The organism is Brachybacterium sp. AOP29-B2-41 (assembly GCF_052378395.1).
Lineage (GTDB): Bacteria > Actinomycetota > Actinomycetes > Actinomycetales > Dermabacteraceae > Brachybacterium.
In genome coordinates, this window is the sequence record NZ_JBQSXR010000032.1 from 12,208 (window position 1) to 29,902 (window position 17,695).

At 66.1% G+C, this 17,695-nt stretch carries 18 protein-coding genes; 11 read left to right on the forward strand and 7 right to left on the reverse strand.

Annotation, left to right across the window (positions count from 1 at the left end):
• Positions 1-39: 39 nt before the first annotated feature.
• From ACT3T9_RS18150 to ACT3T9_RS18160, 3 genes are all read right to left on the reverse strand, one after another.
• A complete protein-coding gene (locus ACT3T9_RS18150; RefSeq protein WP_441446261.1) occupies positions 40-360 on the reverse strand; it encodes a histone-like nucleoid-structuring protein Lsr2 in 321 nt (106 codons plus the stop codon).
• A 350-nt stretch (positions 361-710) separates the two neighbouring features.
• On the reverse strand, positions 711-2,075 hold the full coding sequence (locus ACT3T9_RS18155; RefSeq protein ID WP_114306491.1) for a PepSY-associated TM helix domain-containing protein: 1,365 nt from the start codon (positions 2,073-2,075) through the stop codon (positions 711-713).
• A gap of 45 nt (positions 2,076-2,120) precedes the next feature.
• Positions 2,121-2,753 (reverse strand): DUF5134 domain-containing protein, encoded by a 633-nt coding sequence (locus tag ACT3T9_RS18160; protein ID WP_114306490.1) that lies wholly within the window; start codon positions 2,751-2,753, stop codon positions 2,121-2,123.
• A 108-nt stretch (positions 2,754-2,861) separates the two neighbouring features.
• Here ACT3T9_RS18160 and ACT3T9_RS18165 point away from each other — a divergent pair, with 108 nt between their 5' ends.
• From ACT3T9_RS18165 to ACT3T9_RS18195, 7 genes are all read left to right on the forward strand, one after another.
• Positions 2,862-3,245, forward strand: a complete 384-nt coding sequence (locus ACT3T9_RS18165; protein WP_096166792.1) for a BlaI/MecI/CopY family transcriptional regulator — start codon at positions 2,862-2,864, stop codon at positions 3,243-3,245.
• Positions 3,242-4,090 (forward strand): M48 family metalloprotease, encoded by an 849-nt coding sequence (locus ACT3T9_RS18170; RefSeq protein WP_096166793.1) that lies wholly within the window; start codon positions 3,242-3,244, stop codon positions 4,088-4,090. Before ACT3T9_RS18165 ends, ACT3T9_RS18170 begins: the two co-directional genes overlap by 4 nt.
• A 78-nt stretch (positions 4,091-4,168) precedes the next feature.
• On the forward strand, positions 4,169-6,097 hold the full coding sequence (locus ACT3T9_RS18175; RefSeq protein WP_258772473.1) for a cytochrome c oxidase assembly protein: 1,929 nt from the start codon (positions 4,169-4,171) through the stop codon (positions 6,095-6,097).
• Positions 6,094-8,433 (forward strand): heavy metal translocating P-type ATPase, encoded by a 2,340-nt coding sequence (locus ACT3T9_RS18180; RefSeq protein WP_444607239.1) that lies wholly within the window; start codon positions 6,094-6,096, stop codon positions 8,431-8,433. Before ACT3T9_RS18175 ends, ACT3T9_RS18180 begins: the two co-directional genes overlap by 4 nt.
• A gap of 30 nt (positions 8,434-8,463) precedes the next feature.
• Entirely contained in the window at positions 8,464-9,579 is a 1,116-nt protein-coding gene (locus ACT3T9_RS18185) for a tyrosine-type recombinase/integrase (RefSeq protein ID WP_226851124.1), read from the forward strand.
• The gene (locus ACT3T9_RS18190; RefSeq protein ID WP_096166878.1) at positions 9,557-9,907 is read left to right on the forward strand and encodes a helix-turn-helix domain-containing protein; all 351 of its coding nucleotides are present in this window, start codon (positions 9,557-9,559) and stop codon (positions 9,905-9,907) included. Before ACT3T9_RS18185 ends, ACT3T9_RS18190 begins: the two co-directional genes overlap by 23 nt.
• 368 nt (positions 9,908-10,275) lie before the next feature.
• Positions 10,276-11,370 carry a hypothetical protein gene (locus ACT3T9_RS18195; RefSeq protein WP_444607240.1) on the forward strand — a complete coding sequence of 365 codons (1,095 nt, stop codon included), beginning with the start codon at positions 10,276-10,278 and terminating at the stop codon, positions 11,368-11,370.
• A 184-nt stretch (positions 11,371-11,554) separates the two neighbouring features.
• On the opposite strand, the gene nrdF is transcribed toward ACT3T9_RS18195, so the two are convergent.
• Positions 11,555-12,565: a class 1b ribonucleoside-diphosphate reductase subunit beta gene (gene nrdF, locus ACT3T9_RS18200; RefSeq protein WP_102237450.1), complete on the reverse strand. Its 1,011-nt coding sequence runs from the start codon at positions 12,563-12,565 to the stop codon at positions 11,555-11,557.
• On the reverse strand, positions 12,562-13,071 hold the full coding sequence (gene nrdI / locus ACT3T9_RS18205) for a class Ib ribonucleoside-diphosphate reductase assembly flavoprotein NrdI (RefSeq protein ID WP_106505696.1): 510 nt from the start codon (positions 13,069-13,071) through the stop codon (positions 12,562-12,564). Before nrdI ends, nrdF begins: the two co-directional genes overlap by 4 nt.
• Positions 13,072-13,288: 217 nt before the next feature.
• Here nrdI and ACT3T9_RS18210 point away from each other — a divergent pair, with 217 nt between their 5' ends.
• Genes ACT3T9_RS18210 through ACT3T9_RS18220 form a run of 3 tightly spaced genes read left to right on the forward strand, consistent with a single transcriptional unit; the run spans position 13,289 to position 15,857 of the window.
• Entirely contained in the window at positions 13,289-14,218 is a 930-nt protein-coding gene (locus ACT3T9_RS18210) for a metal ABC transporter substrate-binding protein (protein ID WP_199173956.1), read from the forward strand.
• A complete protein-coding gene (locus ACT3T9_RS18215) occupies positions 14,215-14,958 on the forward strand; it encodes a metal ABC transporter ATP-binding protein (protein ID WP_102237453.1) in 744 nt (247 codons plus the stop codon). Before ACT3T9_RS18210 ends, ACT3T9_RS18215 begins: the two co-directional genes overlap by 4 nt.
• Complete coding sequence (locus tag ACT3T9_RS18220) at positions 14,955-15,857, forward strand: metal ABC transporter permease (protein WP_193866803.1); 903 nt, start codon at positions 14,955-14,957, stop codon at positions 15,855-15,857. The genes ACT3T9_RS18215 and ACT3T9_RS18220 overlap by 4 nt, the downstream gene beginning before the upstream one ends.
• Here the strand turns inward: ACT3T9_RS18220 and ACT3T9_RS18225 are convergent.
• Both ACT3T9_RS18225 and ACT3T9_RS18230 read right to left on the reverse strand, forming a co-directional pair.
• Positions 15,833-16,513: a metal-dependent transcriptional regulator gene (locus tag ACT3T9_RS18225; protein ID WP_444607241.1), complete on the reverse strand. Its 681-nt coding sequence runs from the start codon at positions 16,511-16,513 to the stop codon at positions 15,833-15,835. The two genes, ACT3T9_RS18220 and ACT3T9_RS18225, sit on opposite strands and share 25 nt — an antisense overlap.
• 396 nt (positions 16,514-16,909) lie before the next feature.
• Positions 16,910-17,218, reverse strand: a complete 309-nt coding sequence (locus ACT3T9_RS18230) for a MazG nucleotide pyrophosphohydrolase domain-containing protein (protein WP_444592690.1) — start codon at positions 17,216-17,218, stop codon at positions 16,910-16,912.
• Between the two features lie 136 nt (positions 17,219-17,354).
• On the opposite strand from ACT3T9_RS18230, the gene ACT3T9_RS18235 reads away from it, so the two are divergent.
• On the forward strand, positions 17,355-17,695 hold a 341-nt coding region (locus ACT3T9_RS18235), incomplete at its 3' end, for a helix-turn-helix domain-containing protein (RefSeq protein ID WP_444601474.1).

A 17,695-nucleotide genomic window follows, 5' to 3' on the forward strand; every position in this document is an offset into this window, starting at 1 on the left:
AGCGGTGGTGTCGCTGGCCTCCTTCGTTGCGTCCCCGGGTCAGTGCGCCGCGGCGTATGCCTCGCGGATCTCTTTCGGGATACGCCCCCGTTCGCTGACCTTGTAGCCATTTTCGTTCGCCCAGGCGCGAATTTTGCCAGCGTCGCTTGAAGAGATCCCACTCTGGGTGCCACTGATACGCCGACCACCGACACGGCGGGCTTTATTGGCCCACTCGCCGAGCTGATCGCGCATCCGCTGGGCGTTGTCATCGTTGAGGTCGATCTCGTACGCGACGCCATCAAGACCGAAGCTCACCGTGCCGGTGGCGTCCGAACCGTCAATATCGTCGGTGAGGATTACCTGAGTCTTCCGCGCCATTCTGGTGCTCCCTGCATAGTTCTGACCTGACGAGCGTGATAGTAGCGAAGAGATCTCCGAGAATCCTGCTGTACCGCCGTAGACTTCCTGTATCGCCCCGACGGATGTTCAGTAATGTGCGGAAGATTCACGCTGGCATTCGGTCTGAGCATTGTCCGTCAGGTGCAACGTGGGCGAGTCTAGGCAGTCGCAGGTTGCCACGTGTAGTGCCCCCTGCGCCTCAGGGGTCCGATTTCAGCGGATCCGGCGTCCGCATCAGATCTCACTGTTTTCACGTCGCTACTGCGATGCTGGCGGTCTCCGCTCGTAGCCGAGGGCAGTGATGCGGTGTGTTGACCTCTAGCTCATGTCTACTCGTGCCGAGCGGTTGCGCTCCGGATGATGGTTCTGGCGAGGTCGAAGGCTACGAAGGCGACGAGGGTGACTCCGAGCAGGGGGAGTGCGAGGCCGAAGACTGCGGCGATCGCGATGAGGATGCCGTAGGCCGCGGTGGTGTCGACCCGGCGCCCGGGAGCGGTAGGAAGCCCGGTACGCGGTGGCTTGGGGCGGCGTCGCCACCACATGCGGTACCCGATGACGATGAGCGTGATGACGGCTCCTGCGATGGCGATGAGCAGGAGCTGGTTGAGCCAGCCGAAGAGGATGCCCATGTGGAAGGAGATGCCGGCTTCGGCGAGCTTCCCGGCGACGGGCCAGTCGGCGAAGCGCACGGTCTCGACGACTGTTCCTGAGGCGGGGTCGATCGCCATGGAGTCCTGCTTCAAGGGCCAGGACCTCTGCACCTGGGAGACCACCCACGCCCCTCCGTCGGTGCTCGGGGTGATCGCCACCGGGTCCGTCAGGCCCTCGGCACGGGCCACGTCGAGCACGCTCTGCGCGGTGGCAGGGACCTCCGCTTCGGCGACCGGGGTGGTGGTCGCCGCCTCGGAGGAGAGGTAGGGCGTTGACCAGCTCAGGCTCTGACGCAGCGCGCTGAAGTTGCCGCCCGCGAACTGGGACCAGGTCAGTCCGGTGGCGGAGAGGAAGAACAGTCCGATCGCGGCCCAGACGCCGATGGTGGCGTGCAGGCTCATGGAGCGCTGGCGCTGCGGTCCTTTCCGCTGGGGAAGGAGGTAGGCGCGGGCGGTGCGGGCGCGGACCTTGCGGGTGACCCAGATGATGAGTCCGCTGAGGGCGAGGACCCAGAGCCAGCTGGCGGCGACCTCGCTGTACCAACGGCCGGCGTCACCGAGATGGAGGTTGCGGTGGAGATCGTCGAACCAGGTCCGCAGCGGCAGCCACTCCCCGAAGGTGTTCAGCACGCCAGTCACCTCCCCGGTGTAGGGGTCGACGAAAGCGGTGAGCTGCCGATCCTCGCGAGCGGAGGGGGAATCAAACGTGACACGAGTGGTGGACTCGGAGTCCTTGGGCGGGCGGATCTGCGTGATCGTGCCGTCGGTGACCTCGCTCTGCGCGGCCTCGATCTGCTGCGCCAGTGGCACCATCTCTGTGCCCGCTGGGGCGCTGGCGTGGAGTTCCTTGTCGTAGACGACCTGTTCGATCTGCGGGGTCAGCGCATAGAGGATGCCGGTCGCGGCGGCGACGAGGAGGAACGGAGCGATGAACAGCCCGACGTAGAAGTGCAGGCGGAGGGTGAGCTCTCGCAGCTCGTCGCGCAGCCGGCGCGGACGGGAGGTGTTGCCTCCGGTGGGGCGGGGCGGGGCTTGGGTGGCCATCAGGTCGGGCCTTTCGCGGTGACGGGGAGGTGGCGTGAGCTGAGCTCACATGAGGGCGAGCATGAGCGCCATGCCTGCGGCCATGAGGAGGTGGCAGGCTGAGTGGGCGCGGTGCGCCGGATCGCGGAGAAGGCGCACGAGCCACCACACGGCGATCACGGCGCTGAGCACGACGGCCCCCCAATTGACTGCCTCCGCCCAGACGGGGGTCGGGGTCATCTCCATCGCCATCTCGTCCCCGGTACCGCCGCCGTGGTGTCCGGCGTGCGCATCGGCAGAACCTTCCATGGCGTGGCCCATCAGCAGCGGCATCGCCAGCAGCATCCAGATCATCGCGGCGTTAAGAATCACGTGGCTGACCACTCCGGCACGCTCACCCACGGCGTGGACAGCGGGTAGGCCGAGCAGCATCACAACGCCAAAGAGCGCGAAGAGGGCGACCTGAATCCAGGTCCCGGCCGTGCCGACTGGTCGCCACACCATCAGCAGCATCGCCAGGCTCATCACGAGGTGGTTCACGTGCACTGCCGTCGCTATCGGCCCATTGTGGGAGGCGTGCACGGACTCGGTGGTCACTGCGGCGGGCGTGCGATGGCTCTGCGCGAGGTGCAGTGCGCAGAGTACGGCCGTTGCGAGGAAGATGGCGGTCAGCACGAAGGACCAGGGAGACTCAATCACGATCCCGAACTCTACACGCCGTAGAAATAATAGGGTGCGGCGAGTCCGCTGGGCTGCGATACCGTGTGGCACGCTGCAGGCGTACAGACAGCAGGAAGCGGTGGGGTCATGGCGGGTGTGAGATCTCGGTCTGCCGGAGCGCTAGAGGCTCTGGTGATGCGCGCCTTGTGGACCGCCGCCGCACCACTTAGTGCCAGCGCGATCCAGGTGACCTTCGATGACCCCGCACCCGCCCAGACCACGGTCCTGACGGTGCTGTCCCGGCTCGAGACGAAAGGGATGGTCACCCGACGAGCCCTCTCCCCCCGGCGGGTCACCTTCGAAGCAGCCGTCAGTAGCGCGCAGGCGCACGCCGCCGACATGGTCGAGGTGCTCGAGGACGCCCAGGACCGCGAGGATGCACTGATGGCCTTCACAAACAACCTCTCCGAGGCCGACCTCGATCTGGTGATGGATGCGATCACCTCACGGCGTTCTCGCCGGGAACGATGATGATCTGGGCGATCGTCGGGCCGTTAGTGACAGGCCTCGCCGCGGTCCCGCTCTCGGCGTGTCTTCTCACTCGTGGGACGTGGCAGATCCGTCGTCCGCGTCGCGCGCTGGCGGCGTGGGCTCTCACCGGCGCACTGGGACTAGTCGTCACGATCGTGGCCGTTCTCGTCGCGTCCGCGCTGTCGCTGTCGACGAGCTCTGCTGGCGCCCCGATCGAGGGGCTGGCCCTGACGCTCATCGCCTGGGCCGGGCTCGGAGGTCTTGGTATCGCGGGGTCCCTTACCCAGCTGCGCCGGGTCGATCTCGGCGAGGAAGATGACGATCGGCCAAGCATCACCGAACTGCTCTCCCGCCGGCGGACAGACTCCTGGCAGATGGGCACCATCACCGTCGTGGAGATCGAGGACCCGCGCTATGTGGCCGTGGCTATACCGGGCACGCCGTCAACGATTTTCGTCTCGCGCGCTGTCCAGCACGCACTGCCGCCCTCCTACCTATCCGCTGTTCTCGCCCATGAGGCAGCGCATCTCAGACAGCACCACACACTACTGAGGAGGCTTGGAGCGTGGCACACGGCGTGCTTGCCCAAACGTTCCGGCCTGCGAAGAGAGCTCGCTTCACGGATCACGCTGCTCACCGAGCTGGCCGCGGATGACGCTGCAGCCTCGAAGGTAGGTCCGGCCCACCTGCGGGCGGCCCTGGCCGCTCTCAACCGCCTCACCCCCTCCCGCGAGCTCGGAGTTCGCGCCGCTCGAGTCAGCGCACTCCACCCACAGCACTGCGCGCCGGACGCCTTGCCGTCTTCGCGCACCCCAAGCGGACATCTGCGCCCCGAGCATCGCTGAGTGGCGCACGGGAGACGTCCGCGACATCGCGACCTGTCGCCCCGAGACCAGTATTCGACATCTTGTAGAGTCGGCGTGGTGAAGCAGAGAGCAGTGGCCTTCGCGCTCGGCGCGCTCCTCGTCGCAATACTTCCTGCGATGGCCGCGAACCTGCTCGGCGGCCCCTCCGTGTACGAGGACATCCACCGAGGGTTCCCCGGAACAGGGACCGCCGTGACTGCCGCCGCGCTGCGCGGTGCCGCAGACCTCGCGGCCGTGACCTCCCTGGGCGCCGTCGTCGCGGTGCTGTTCCTGCATCCGCGCGGGAAGAGCGAGGCAGGCCGGCTGCGATTCGGCCCGGACCTGCGCCTCCTCACTTGGGCGTCGGGCGCCTGGACCGTGCTGGCGGCGGCGAACCTGATCGTCGCTGCACCCGAGTCCAACGGCGTCGAGCTGGGCCGCCTCCTGGAGCCAGGTGCGTTCGGACCGCTCTACACGTTCGGCTACATGCCCCGGGCATGGACCGTGACCCTGTTCGGAGCGCTGGTCCTGTGGCTGTGCTCCTACTGGGGCACGCGCTGGACGACGCTGCTGCCGGGGCTGTGGGCGGGGATCATCGGCGCGCTGGCGCCGGTGGTGGTGGGGCAGATCCTCGTCGGTCCGAACCATGACATCGGCGGGGATGCCGGCGCGCTCCAGACCATCGCGGCAGGAGTCCTCCTCGGACCGGTCCTGGTCACCGCCGCGGTGCGGCTGATCCGCAGCGGGGAAAGGGGCCCTCTCGACGAGGGGCTCGTCCTCCGCGTCGGCCTGGTCGGGGCGGTCGCCGTGCTCGCGGCGGAGCTCGTGGTGACGTGGTTCAAACTTGCCGGGAGCGATCCGTGGGCGAGCGTGACCGGCGTTCTCACCCTGGTGCGTCTTGCTCTTCTGGCAGCGCTCGTTGTCTCTCTCGTGGTGATGCGGCGCAGGGGCTCTCACCGGATGGCGGTCCCGGCCCTGCTGATCACCGTGTGGGTGGCGATCGGTGCGGCGATGACTCGCATTCCGCCACCGCAGTACTTCGTGCCCACGAGCATCCCTGAGGTGTTCATGGGGTTCGAGGTGCCGGATGCGCCGACCTTCGCGACGCTGATGAGCACAGGGAGGCTCAACCTGCTGTTCGCCGTCCTCGCCGTCGTCGGCATCGCGTCCTATCTCGCGATGGTGATCGTCCTGCGCCGCCGGGGCACGAGATGGCCCATCAGCCGCGTACTGCTGTGGTGTGGCGGCTGGCTGGTCGTCCTCGCGGCCACGAGCTCCGGGTTCGGAAAGTACTCCGCCCCCGACTTCGGCGTGCACATGGTGGTGCACATGAGCCTGTCGATGCTCGCTCCGATCCTCCTGGTCCAGGGCGGGGTGATCACGTTGATCCTGCGCACCGCACGCGCGGATCGACGCCGGGCGGGCGTGCACTCATGGGTGACGCAGATCCTGCACTGGCGGCTGCTGCGGACCCTCTACCACCCGGCGGTCGTGTTCGTCATCTTCATCGGCTCCTACTACGGCCTGTACTTCACTCCGCTGTTCGGCACGATGATGCGCTTCCACTGGGCGCACCAGCTGATGAACCTCCACTTCCTGGCCACGGGGTACGCGTACTACAGCCTGATCATCGGTGTGGACCGTCCGCCGCGCCCGCTGCCCCATATCGGGAAGCTCGGCTACACCTTCGCCGCGATGCCCTTCCACGCCTTCTTCGGAGTGGCCATCTACTCCTCGCCCACGCTGTTCGCCCAGACCTACTACGACTACCTCGCACTGCCGTGGGCGAACCTGTGGGAGTCCCAGAAGATGGCCGGCGCGGTGGCCTGGGCGGGTGGGGAGATCCCGCTGATCATCGCGATCGTCGCACTGTGCATCCAATGGGCGCGCCAGGACGACAAGGAGGCCCGTCGCCGGGATCGGCACCTCGACCGCGGCCTGGACACCGAGTTCGACGCCTACAACGACATGCTCAAGAGACTCTCGGACAGGGAGCGCACCCGATGAACCACACCCCCACCGCACAGGCCGCCCCACCAGCCCTCTCCCTGGAGGAGCGGTACACCTTCGACGTCTCCGGGATGACCTGCGCGGCATGCGCGAATCGCATCGAGCGGAAGCTGAACAAGCTCGACGGCGTCAGCGCCACCGTCAACTACGCCACCGAGCGCGCCGTCGTCACGGGCATCACCTCACCGGCGCACGCGATCGATGTCATCCGCGGCGCCGGGTATGACGCCGCCGAGCACGACGACCAGGACGACGAGTGGTCGCGCCGCGCCAACGAGAACCGCATCGTGAGCCTGCGGCGCAGACTCATCACCGCAGCACTGCTCACCGTCCCCCTGATGGACCTCACCATCGCCCTCGCACTCGTCGAGCAATGGCGGTTCCCCGGCTGGGAACTGCTGTGCGTCCTCCTCGCGGTCCCCGTCATCACGTGGGCGGCATGGCCCTTCCACCGGGCTGCCTGGAGGAACCTGCAGAACCGCTCCGTCAGCATGGACACTCTCGTCTCCATCGGCATCCTCACCTCGTTCGGCTGGGCCCTGGTCTCGATGCTCGCGGGCATCGACGCCGCCGACGGCGTGTGGCTCGGCATCGGCGAGGTCCCCGAGGGCGCCAACGCCCTGTACCTCGATGTCGCCGCGGGACTGACGACCTTCCAGCTCGCGGGCCGCTACTTCGAGACCCGCAGCCGGCGCCGCGCCGGCGACGTGCTCGGCGCGCTGTCCGCCCTCGGGGCACGGGAGGCCCGCCGTCGACGTGACGGGGTCGAGACGATGGTGCCGGTCGAGGAGCTCCGCACCGGGGACGTCGTGCTCGTGCGCCCCGGCGAGACGATCGCCGTCGACGGCCGGGTCATCGAGGGCACCGCCTCCCTCGACACCGGTGCGATGACTGGGGAATCCCTGCACCGCACCGTCGGACCGGGCGACGAGGTCATAGGCGGCACCGTCTCCGCGGACGGGATCCTCGCCCTCGAGGCGACCCGGGTCGGTGCCCACACCCAGCTCGCACAGATGGCCGCCATCGCCGAGCAGGCGCAGATCCGCAAGGCCCAGGTCCAGCACCTCGTCGACGCCGTGGTGCGCGTCTTCGTGCCCGTCGTCCTCGTCCTCACCGTGCTCGTCGCGTCTGCCTGGCTCCTCTCCGGGGCAGACCTGCCCACTGCGGTGACCAACGGGATCAGCGTGCTGATCATCGCCTGCCCCTGCGCCCTCGGCCTCGCCACCCCCACCGCGCTGATGGTCGGCGTCGGACGCGGCGCGCTGCTCGGGGTCCTGGTCAAGGGACAAGACGCTCTCGAAGCCAGCGGCAAGGTCACCACCGTCGTCCTGGACAAGACCGGAACCCTCACGCTCGGCGCCCCGCGCGTCATCGACATCCACCCCCACGGAGTCACCGCTGAGCAGCTGATGCGCCTGGCCGCGGGGGTCGAAGCATCCTCCGAGCACGCCGTCGCCGAAGCACTCCGCACCCACGCCGCGACCATGGTCGCCGACATCCCTGCCGCCACTGGGCACATCGTCTCCCCCGGTCACGGGATCAGCGCAACGATCAATGGTGAGAGCATCGCAGTCGGAAGCCCCGCCTTCATGCACGAATTGGGCGCCCACCTCAGCGGGCCGATGGAGGAAGCCGTCAGCGAGGCCGAGCAGGCAGGTCGCTCCACAGCGCTGGTCGCACGAGACGCAGAGGTCATCGGAGTAGTCACCCTCTCCGATGCGGTCAAGGAGGACGCCGCGGAGGCCGTCGCCGCACTGCACGGGCTCGGACTGCGGACGGTGCTGCTCACAGGGGACGCCCCGGCCGCTGCCGAGCGCGTCGCAGGCTCCCTCGGCATCCCGGACGTCCGTGCCGGCGTCCTGCCCACCGAGAAGGTCGCCGTGATCGAACAACTCCAGGACGAGGGACACCGAGTCGCCATGGTCGGCGACGGCATCAACGACGCCCCCGCCCTCGCAGCCGCCGACCTAGGACTCGGAATCGTCACCGGCACCGACGTCGCCCTCAAGACTGCCGACATCATCCTCGTCCGGGATGACCTCTACGCGATCGCCGACGCCATCACCCTCGCCCGCGCCACCAACCGCACCATCCGCACCAACCTCATCTGGGCCTTCGCCTACAACATCGCCGCCATCCCGATCGCCGCGATCGGACTACTCAACCCCCTCATCGCAGCCGCCGCGATGTCCCTCTCCTCCGTCTTCGTCGTCCACAACAGCCTCCGCCTCCAAAACATCCAAACGCTCCGCCCTTCCGCAGGCCCGGCACCTCGGGGGCAAGGAGCTAGGTCGGAGACGACCACGAACGCGCGAGTCGAGATGCATCAATGATGCAATAGATGCAATACTGGAGTGGTGGACATGGGCATCCGTGGAGTGTCTCCGCTTCGACAGCTCCGCAACGTGCGGGCGCTGGATGAGCATCGCTTCGTGTTCGAGGCGATGCTCTCGGGCTGGGCTGATCAGCAGATCAGTCGAGGCCTGACTGAGCGGACGATCGGCGGTCGCGAGCTGGTCGTTAGGAGGTTTGAAGAGTTTGTTGGCCGCTACCCGTGGGAGTGGTCGCCGGGGGACTTGGAGGACTTCACGACCCGGGCGAAGTCTGGGCAGAGTCCGGCGACTCCCTCGACGATCCGGGGGTATCACTCCATCATCCGCCTGTTCTGCGACTACCTCACCGATCCTCGGTACCGGTGGGCGGCGGACTGTGAAGAACGTTTCGGAACCGCGCCACAGCAGATCTGCCACGAGTGGAACACGCTCGCACACCTGGTCGATTACGAAGGCCGCCCACAGCGGCGAGCACTCACCTACGACGAGCTCGAGCAGCTCTTCGCGGTGGCCGACCACCGCGTCGAGACAATCCTTCGGCAGGGTCGAAAGGGTGCCCTCGCCGCGCTGCGTGACTCCCAGATCTTCAAGACCATCTACGCCTACGGACTACGCAGGGCCGAGGCCGTCGGTCTGGATGTAGCTGATCTGCGGCCCAACGGTGCTGCCCCGCGGTTCGGACGCTTCGGGGCGGTCGACGTGCGCTGGGGCAAGGGCTCTCACGGCTCAGGCCCGCGTCGACGTTCGGTGCTCACGCTCCCTGAGCTGGACTGGATCACGGAAGGTTTGGCCCAATGGGTCGACCAGGCCCGGTCCCGGTTCACTGCGGACTTGTCGGGACCGCTGTGGCCGACCGAGCGAGGCACGCGCGTCTCTCTGCGCTACATCGACCTGCGTTTCGCGCAGCTCCGCGACGAAGCGGGGCTGCCGCCGGAGCTCAGTGTCCATGCCCTGCGCCACACGTACGTCACCAACCTCATCGAATGGGGATACGCCGAGAAGTTCGTGCAGGACCAGGTCGGGCACGCCTACGCCTCGACAACCGCCATCTACACGTCCGTCGGTGACGACTTCAAGAACCGCATGATCAACCAAGCCCTCTCCCGGATCTATGGAGGACCCGATGCCGACGACTCCCGACTCTGACATCCCGATCACCTGGAATCTACGCCCGATGATGGCTGCGGCTGGGATGTTCCAGACGACAGATCTGATCGCACCGTTGCGCGCCCAGGGAGTGCAGCTCTCGCGCGAGCAAGTGTTCCGGTTGGTGACGAAGACGCCCGAGAGGCTGAACGTCGAAGTGTTCGCCGCCCTCTGCCGGATCCTCGAGTGCACACCCAACGATCTCATCGAGATCCCGAAGGTCCAGAGCGTGCGTCCTCGCCGAGTTGCTGGCGCTCCAGAGGCCTCCGGGCCTGCGATTGGCGAGCTTCGCCCCATCCCCGCCAAGCTGCACCGCCCGCACGAATGACCCCGCCTGGGAGCACACGTGGTCACCAGGTCGGCTGCGACGAATGTGCTCGCCATGTCGCAGCCCGTTACTCGATTCTCGAGCAGCGAATCTGCAACGCCTGCTACTCAAGACTCCGCCGACATCCCGGATCCTGTCCCGGGTGCGCTCAGGTCAAGGTCCTGGCCTTCTACGACTCGGAGCGACGCATCGTCTGCGCGCCCTGTGCTGGCGAACCTCCGCGGTTCGCGTGCATCACTTGCGGAAGCGAGGAACAGCTCACTGGATCTCAGTGCGGCACCTGTCGACTGGCCGAACGCCTCCGCGAGGTCCTCGCTGACGAGAACGGCGATATCCATCCTGGCCTCGCTAGCCTCTACGGCCACCTCATGGCTGCACGTGACCCGCGCGCGGTGGTGCGATGGCTGCGAAGATCGCCGATCGGAAAGACTCTGCGTGCCATGGCTACTGGCGAGGTGCAGATCAGTCACGACACACTCGACGCCCTCCCACTCTCGCCTCGCGTGCGGTATCTGCGCCACATGCTCATCAGTGCCGAAACCCTCCCCACGATCGACGTCCGGCTCAACGACCTCGAGATACTTGCTGAGCATCTCGTCAACGACCTCCCCTCCCACCACGCGCAGATCATCAACCAGTACTTCCGTTGGCAAGTCCTCCGCCAGACCAGGCAGCGGCGCGCGCAAAAGCCCCTGACCGTCGGCATGTTCAACGCTCGATGGTCCGCGTTGCGCAAGATCGCCTCCTTCCTGGTCTGGCTGGATGATCAGGGAGTTCAGATGGGGACGTTGGACCAGCGCTCCGTAGATCGATTCTTCACCCATCACCGCTCCCAGGGAGCGGTCGCCACCTTCCTCAATTGGGCGATCCGGCAGAAGCTGACCAGACCCCTCATGCCGCCTCATCGCCCGCAAGCTCGGCCCGCCCCCTCTGTCCCGGAGGACACCATCTGGCGGAAAGTCGATGAGCTTCTCGATGACACGTCCATCCCGTCCGCAAGCCGCATCATCGGCTTGCTGGTGCTCGTCTTCGCGCAACGGATCAGCGACTGCGTCCGCCTCCGCCAATCAGACGTCTCAGGTCACGAGAGGACTTTGAGCATCACCTTCGGGCGCACGCCTCTCGCTCTGCCCGAGCCGATCGCCGAACTCCTCCGCCGCTACGTTAGCGAGCTCGAGGAACAACGGACCTTCGTCGGTGGAGGCCCCGATTGGCTCTTCCCTGGAACAACGCCCCATCTCCATGTCAGCGAAGCGATCGTCACGCTCCATCTCGCACCGCACAAAATCGATGCTCGCAGGACGCAGAACGCCCGTATCGATCAGCTCGTCCAGACCGTGCCCGCCAGCGTCGTCGCAGACACCCTCGGGATCAACATTGGAACCGCTATCAGGCACGCCGCCCGCACCGGCTCGAGATGGGGTAACTACCCCGAACTGCGAGCATCTCTCTCGGATGAATAGTGCAGCGGCGAATGATTCCTTCCCCCGGCAATCTGAGTGCGAGTGGCCAGGCGAGCCGTTGCGGCAGACCTGCGGACGGGTTCAGGTCTGTCGCAGCACGGTCTGCGCTGAGTGCTTGCCCCGGGTCGTAGCGATCCGGGGCATGCGCGGTACCGCTTCGCGTCCGACAGGTGAGTCTGCGTGCCTAGAAGTCCCAGTCGTCGTCGCTGGTGTGCTCGGCCTTGCCGATGATGTACGACGATCCGCTTCCGCTGAAGAAGTCGTGGTTCTCGTCGGCGCTGGGGGCGAGGGCGGCGAGGATCTCTGGGCTGACTGACGTCTCCTCGGCGGTGAACCGTGCCGGGTAGCCGAGGTTCATGAGGGATTTGTTCGCGTTGTAGCGCACGAAGGCGGCGACGTCGCCCATCAGGCCGAGGGGTTCGTAGAGCTCGCCTGAGTAGTCGAGCTCAAGGTCGTAGAGCTCTTCGAGCAGGGTGTACGTGAACTCCTTCATCTCGTCGCGGCGGTTGGGGTGAGCCTCGAGGCCGCGCTGGTACTTGTAGCCCGAGTAGTAGCCGTGCACGGCCTTGTCGCGCAGGATGAGTCGGATCATGTCGGCGGTGTTGGTCAGGGTGGCGTGCACGGAGAAGTGCAGCGGCAGGTAGAAGCCGGCGTAGAGCAGAAGGCTGGAGAGCAGGGTGGAGGACACCTTCCGCTTTAACGGGTCGGGCCCGTAGTAGTACTGGAGCACCTTCTTGCATCGCGCTTGAAGCAGGTCGTTTCCGATCGCCCAGCGGTAGGCCTCATCGATCTCTCGGGTACTGGTCAGGGTCGAGAACACCGAGGAGTACGAGCGGGCGTGGACGGACTGCATGAAGGCGATGTTGGTGTAGACGGCTTCCTCGTGCTCTGTGCGGGCGTCCTGGATCTGGCAGATCTCCCCGACGGTGGCCTGCACGGTGTCGAGCATGGTAAGGCCGGTGAAGACTCGCATGGTGAGGGTTCGTTCATGGGGCGCGAGTGCTTGCCAGGCCTGGTGGTCGTTGGACAGGGGCACCTTCTCGGGCAGCCAGAAGTTCGCGGTCAGGCGGTTCCAGATCTCGAGGTCCTTCTCGTCGCTCACGCGGTTCCAGTTGATCGGACGCAGCGGTGCGCTGGGGTCGTGTCGGTATGCCGGAGGGGTGATGGAGCCTTCTACGGCTGTTGTGGCGGTCATGCTGTTCTCCTCTGTTCGTTGTTCTTGTCGTTCGTCGTGGCTGTCCGTTGCCAGAACAGGTCGAGCCCTTCGTTCACGCACTCAATATCGCGCTGGGTGCCCAGGAGTTCGAAGCGATAGAGCTCTGGGACACCGCACTTTCGGGAGATGACTGGGCCGGCGAGGCAGTAGTGCTCGCCGAAGTTGGTGTTGCCTGCGGTGATCACCCCGCGCAGCAGCGCACGGTTGGCGGGATCGTTGAGGAAGGCGATGACCTGCTTCGGCACGGCCCCGGCCTGCTCGCCGCCGCCGTAGGTGGGGACCACCAGAACGAAGGGGCGGCACACGCGGACCATCCCCTCGACACGGGGGCGGAGCGGGATCCGCACCGCAGGCCGCCCCAGCCTCTCCACGAAGCGCAGCGTGTTCTCGGAGACGCTGGAGAAGAACACGAGATCTGCTGACTCCTGTGGCGTCAGGTCACGTGTTCCGAGTCCCGGTGCTGCGCGCTCGATGCCTGCCGTCATCGATCCCTCCTTCGTCGTCGTCCCATCCGACTGACCTCGAACTACTAGATGTTGGGTCTGCACTCCGCGGGGGTGACACATGTAGTGATATCAGTCCTGGCAGCCCTCGACCATACGCCACGCCGGGTTTGTAACTTCGGCATACCGAACCATACGATTTGAGGGTCCGGAAGTGGCCACGCCTGTGGCCGTGAACGAAGAGAGGTCGCCGATGCACATGCGAGGACGATGGAAGGCTGCGCTCGGCGCAGTCGTTGCGAGTGCGGCGCTGGTGCTCACCGGCTGCTCCGCTGGAGCCAGGCCGGATGCTGCCGACGACGGAGAGAAGCCGGTGGTGTTGACGACGTTCACCGTGCTGGAGGACATCGCGGAGAATGTTGCGGGCGACCACCTCGTGGTCGAGTCGATCACGAAGCCTGGCGCGGAGATCCACGGGTACGAGCCGACGCCGGGAGACATCCGGAAGGCCTCGGATGCCGACCTGATCCTGGACAACGGCTTGAACCTGGAGGTGTGGTTCGGCCAGTTCGTCGAGGAAGTCGATGTGCCTCATGTCGTGGTCTCGGAGGGGATCGATCCCATCGACATCGCGGGGGACGCCTACGCGGGCAAGCCCAACCCGCACGCCTGGATGAGCCCGAAGAACGTGCAGGTGTACGTCGACAACATGGTCGCGGCGTTCAGCGATCTCGACCCGGAACACGCTGAGGACTACGAGAGGAACGGGGAGACCTACAAGCAGCAGCTCCAGCAGGTCCAAGATGACCTGACGGGCGAGCTCGAAAGTCTTCCGACCAGCCAGAGAGCGCTGGTGACCTGCGAGGGCGCATTCTCCTACCTCGCCCGAGATGCCGGGCTGACCGAGAAGTACATCTGGCCCGTCAACGCCGAGCAGCAGGCGACCCCGCAGCAGATCACCTCCGCGATCGAGTTCGTCGACGAGAACGAGGTCCCCGCCGTGTTCTGCGAGTCGACGGTCTCCGACGACCCCATGCAGCAGGTTGTGGGTGCTACGAATGCACGCTTCGGAGGAACGCTGTTCGTGGACTCGCTCTCCGAGGAAGGCGGCCCGGTGCCCACGTACCTGGATCTGATCCGCCACGATGCGGACACCATCACTGCGGGACTCACCGGAGAGGACTCATGACGACAGCGGCGATCGATGTCAAAGGTGTCACCGTCCGCTACGGCGATGTACTCGCCCTCGACGACGTATCTGTTGCGGTGCGGGCGGGTGCGGTGACGGGGTTGATCGGAATGAACGGCTCCGGGAAGTCCACCTTGTTCAAGGCGATCACCGGCATGGTCCGGCCTGACGCAGGCAGCGTCCTGCTGAATGGCGCGCAGCCGGCGCCGGCCAGGCGGCGAGGACTCGTCGGCTACGTCCCCCAGAGCGAGGACGTCGACTGGGCTTTCCCCGTCTCTGTCCGAGACGTCGTGATGATGGGAAGGTACGGCCACCAGGGCGCCACGCGCCGAGTTCGGCCCGCTGACCGCATCGCTGTGGACGAAGCCTTGGAGAGGGTGGAGCTCACGGAGTACGCCGATCGACAGATCGGCCAGCTCTCCGGCGGGCAGAAGAAGCGCGCCTTCGTCGCCCGCGGGATCGCCCAGGACGCACGGATCATGCTGCTGGATGAGCCCTTCGCCGGCGTGGACAAGCGCAGCGAAGCCACCATCGTCGATCTTCTCCGCGCACTCGCTGACGACGGCCGTACCGTCCTGGTCTCCACCCACGACCTCCATGCTCTGCCGCAGCTCGCCGACGACGCCGTGCTGCTGCTGCGAACCATCCTCTTCCACGGCCCGGTGAAAGAGGCCCTCACACCCGAGAGGCTCGCTCTCGCCTTCGGCCTGGACGTTCTGCAGCAGGAGGGTGCCGCATGACCCCGCTCGACTGGCTCCTCGAGCCGCTCTCCTACGACTTCATGACCCGTGCGCTCGTCACGACCGTGATCGCTGCCGTGGTGTGCGCACTGCTGTCGTGCTGGCTGGTGCTCATCGGCTGGTCGCTCATGGGGGACGCCGTCTCTCACGCCGTCCTCCCCGGAGTCGTCATTGCCTACATCCTCGGTGTCCCGTTCGCCATCGGCGCGGTCGTCTTCGGGTTCCTGGCGGTCGGCATGATCGGGCTCGTCCGCGGGACGAGCCGCGTGAAGGAGGACGCCGCCATCGGCATCGTCTTCACCACTCTCTTCGCCCTCGGGCTGGTTCTGATCTCGGTCACACCCAGCCAGACCGACCTCAACCACATCATCTTCGGCAACATCCTCGGCGTCTCCCGCGCAGACCTCGTCCAGATCGCGATCCTGGCTACCGTGGCTCTTGTCACCCTGGTGTTCAAACGCCGCGACCTCACGCTCTACGCCTTCGACCCGACACACGCCCACGCGATCGGCCTGTCTCCCCGATTCCTCGGCGCGCTGCTGCTGGGTCTTCTGGCGCTGACCGCAGTTGCCGCTCTCCAGGTCGTGGGAGTGGTGCTCGTCGTCGCGATGCTCATCATTCCCGGAGCGACGGCCTATCTGCTCACCGACCGCTTCGGGCGGATGCTCGTGATCGCGCCGGCCCTCTCGTCACTCTGTTCCGTGGTCGGGATCTACATCAGCTACTGGGTCGACGCCTCACCCGGCGGCCTCGTCGTCCTCACCCAGGGATGCGCCTTCGCACTCGTCTACCTCATCAGTCCCAAGCACGGCCTGCTCAGCAAGAAGGTCGGAGCTCGCCGGTATCGACGCGATACGGCTCGCCGGCGTGAGGATCAGGTAGGCCCCGCAGAGACGTAGAGGGCATCTGTCGCAGAGCGTCCCAGCAACGTTGGCGAGCCCACTTCTCCAGAACGAACTTCCAGCGCATCGGAGAACGGCGCTCCCGCCGCGACCACAAGCGTGGCCCCGACTCCGATGCCCTGGGACTCGAAGAACTGCAACATCGCCGGGTCCGTGTCCGAGATCCGCTCGACCACAAACCTGCCCTCCGCTCCGACGTCGGTGAGACGCCGCGCATCAGGCACGGTCACTGTTCCGTCCGCTGCAGGGATTGGATCACCGTGCGGGTCACGCCGGGGGCGACCCAGAACGTCATCGATCCTCTCCACCATCAAGTCCGAGACGGCGTGCTCGAGCTGCTCGGCCTCCTCGTGGACCTCGTCCCACCGATACCCGAGGGTCTCCACCAGAAACGTCTCGATCAAGCGATGCCGCCGCACCATCACCAGCGCGTACGAACGACCGACCTCCGTCAACTCGACCGAGCCAAACCTCGCGTGAGACAGAAGACCCTGCTCAGTCAGTTTCCGCACCGCATCCGAAGCGGACGACAGGGCAACACCGGTCCGCTGCGCGATGAGCTTCAACGTCACTGGCTCGTCACTCCACTCGGACAACCCCCAGATCGCCTTCAGATAGTTCTGGGCACTCGCAGACAGCTCATCGACGGACATGGCACGACGATAGCCTCGAAGCTTCAACTTAGCTATATAGAACTCGAGGCTTCGGCGCGCCACGGACTCACGTAGTAGGCATCGACCGTGAGGTGCGTCCCGGGCCCGCGCCTCATCCGGCACTGACGCAGAACCCTGAGAACAATGCTCAGCCGAATGAATCTCTCCCCCGGCAATCTAGGCACCCCTGTTGCTGCTCCGCTCATCGGCTAGCTGGTCGATGAGCGGTCAGCGCAAGCGGGCTACTTCGCGATCGCCCCAGTTCTCAGTCTCCTGCTCATCGTGACGGTCCTACTCGCTCGCGACCGCCGACTATCGCCCGTGCCATAAGCGGTCCATCGCGGCACGGAGTAGGGCAACAGAGACGAAGCGACCCCCGAACGGGACCGGTCGGGATCAGCCCCTCTCATGTTGAAACCACTTCTGTGCGACAGCATCTTCTGGATCGATGCCCCGCTGCTGCGCATACACCAGGCACATGCCGATCACGTCCCCAAGCTCCTCGGCAAGAATCTGGCGCTGCTGTGCAGCCTCCAAGCCTCGATCCTTGGACTGGCCCGTCGCGGTGAGATGAGCCTGGGCCAGCTCGCCAACTTCCTCGGTCAGTTTGAGCAGAGCCCACTCGGGTGACCGGTCAATGCCGTGGATACCGGCATATTGGGCGGACATCTTCTCTACGCGAATGGCCATGTCGTTGAGGTGCATCACCCGACTCTATGCGCCGAGAGGCACCCCTCTCGACAGGAGAGAACGCGTGAACCATAAAGGGTGGCGGTCTCAACCGGTCAACGCACCACCCAGTGGTGGAAGCATGCGGATAGATCGGCGAGGAGGCCCGGGCATGGTGTTGAGTCTCGAACAGCAGGACGCGGTATGGGAACGATGGCGCGCGGGCGAGCCGGTCCGGGTTATCGCCCGGGCTGTGTGCTGCAACCGTGAGGCGGTGCGTCGGCTCCTGGCAGTGACCGGCGGGATCCGCCCGGCAGCGCGTTCACGGGCACCGCTGAGACTGTCGCTCACTGAACGAGAGGAAATCTCCCGCGGACTCGCGGCCGGTGATTCCGCGCGCGCTATCGCGACTCGCCTGCGCCGGTCTGCTTCCTCTGTCTCGCGGGAGATCGCCCGTAACGGTGGACCTACGCAGTACCGGGCTGCGGCAGCCGATCGACGAGCGTGGGAGAA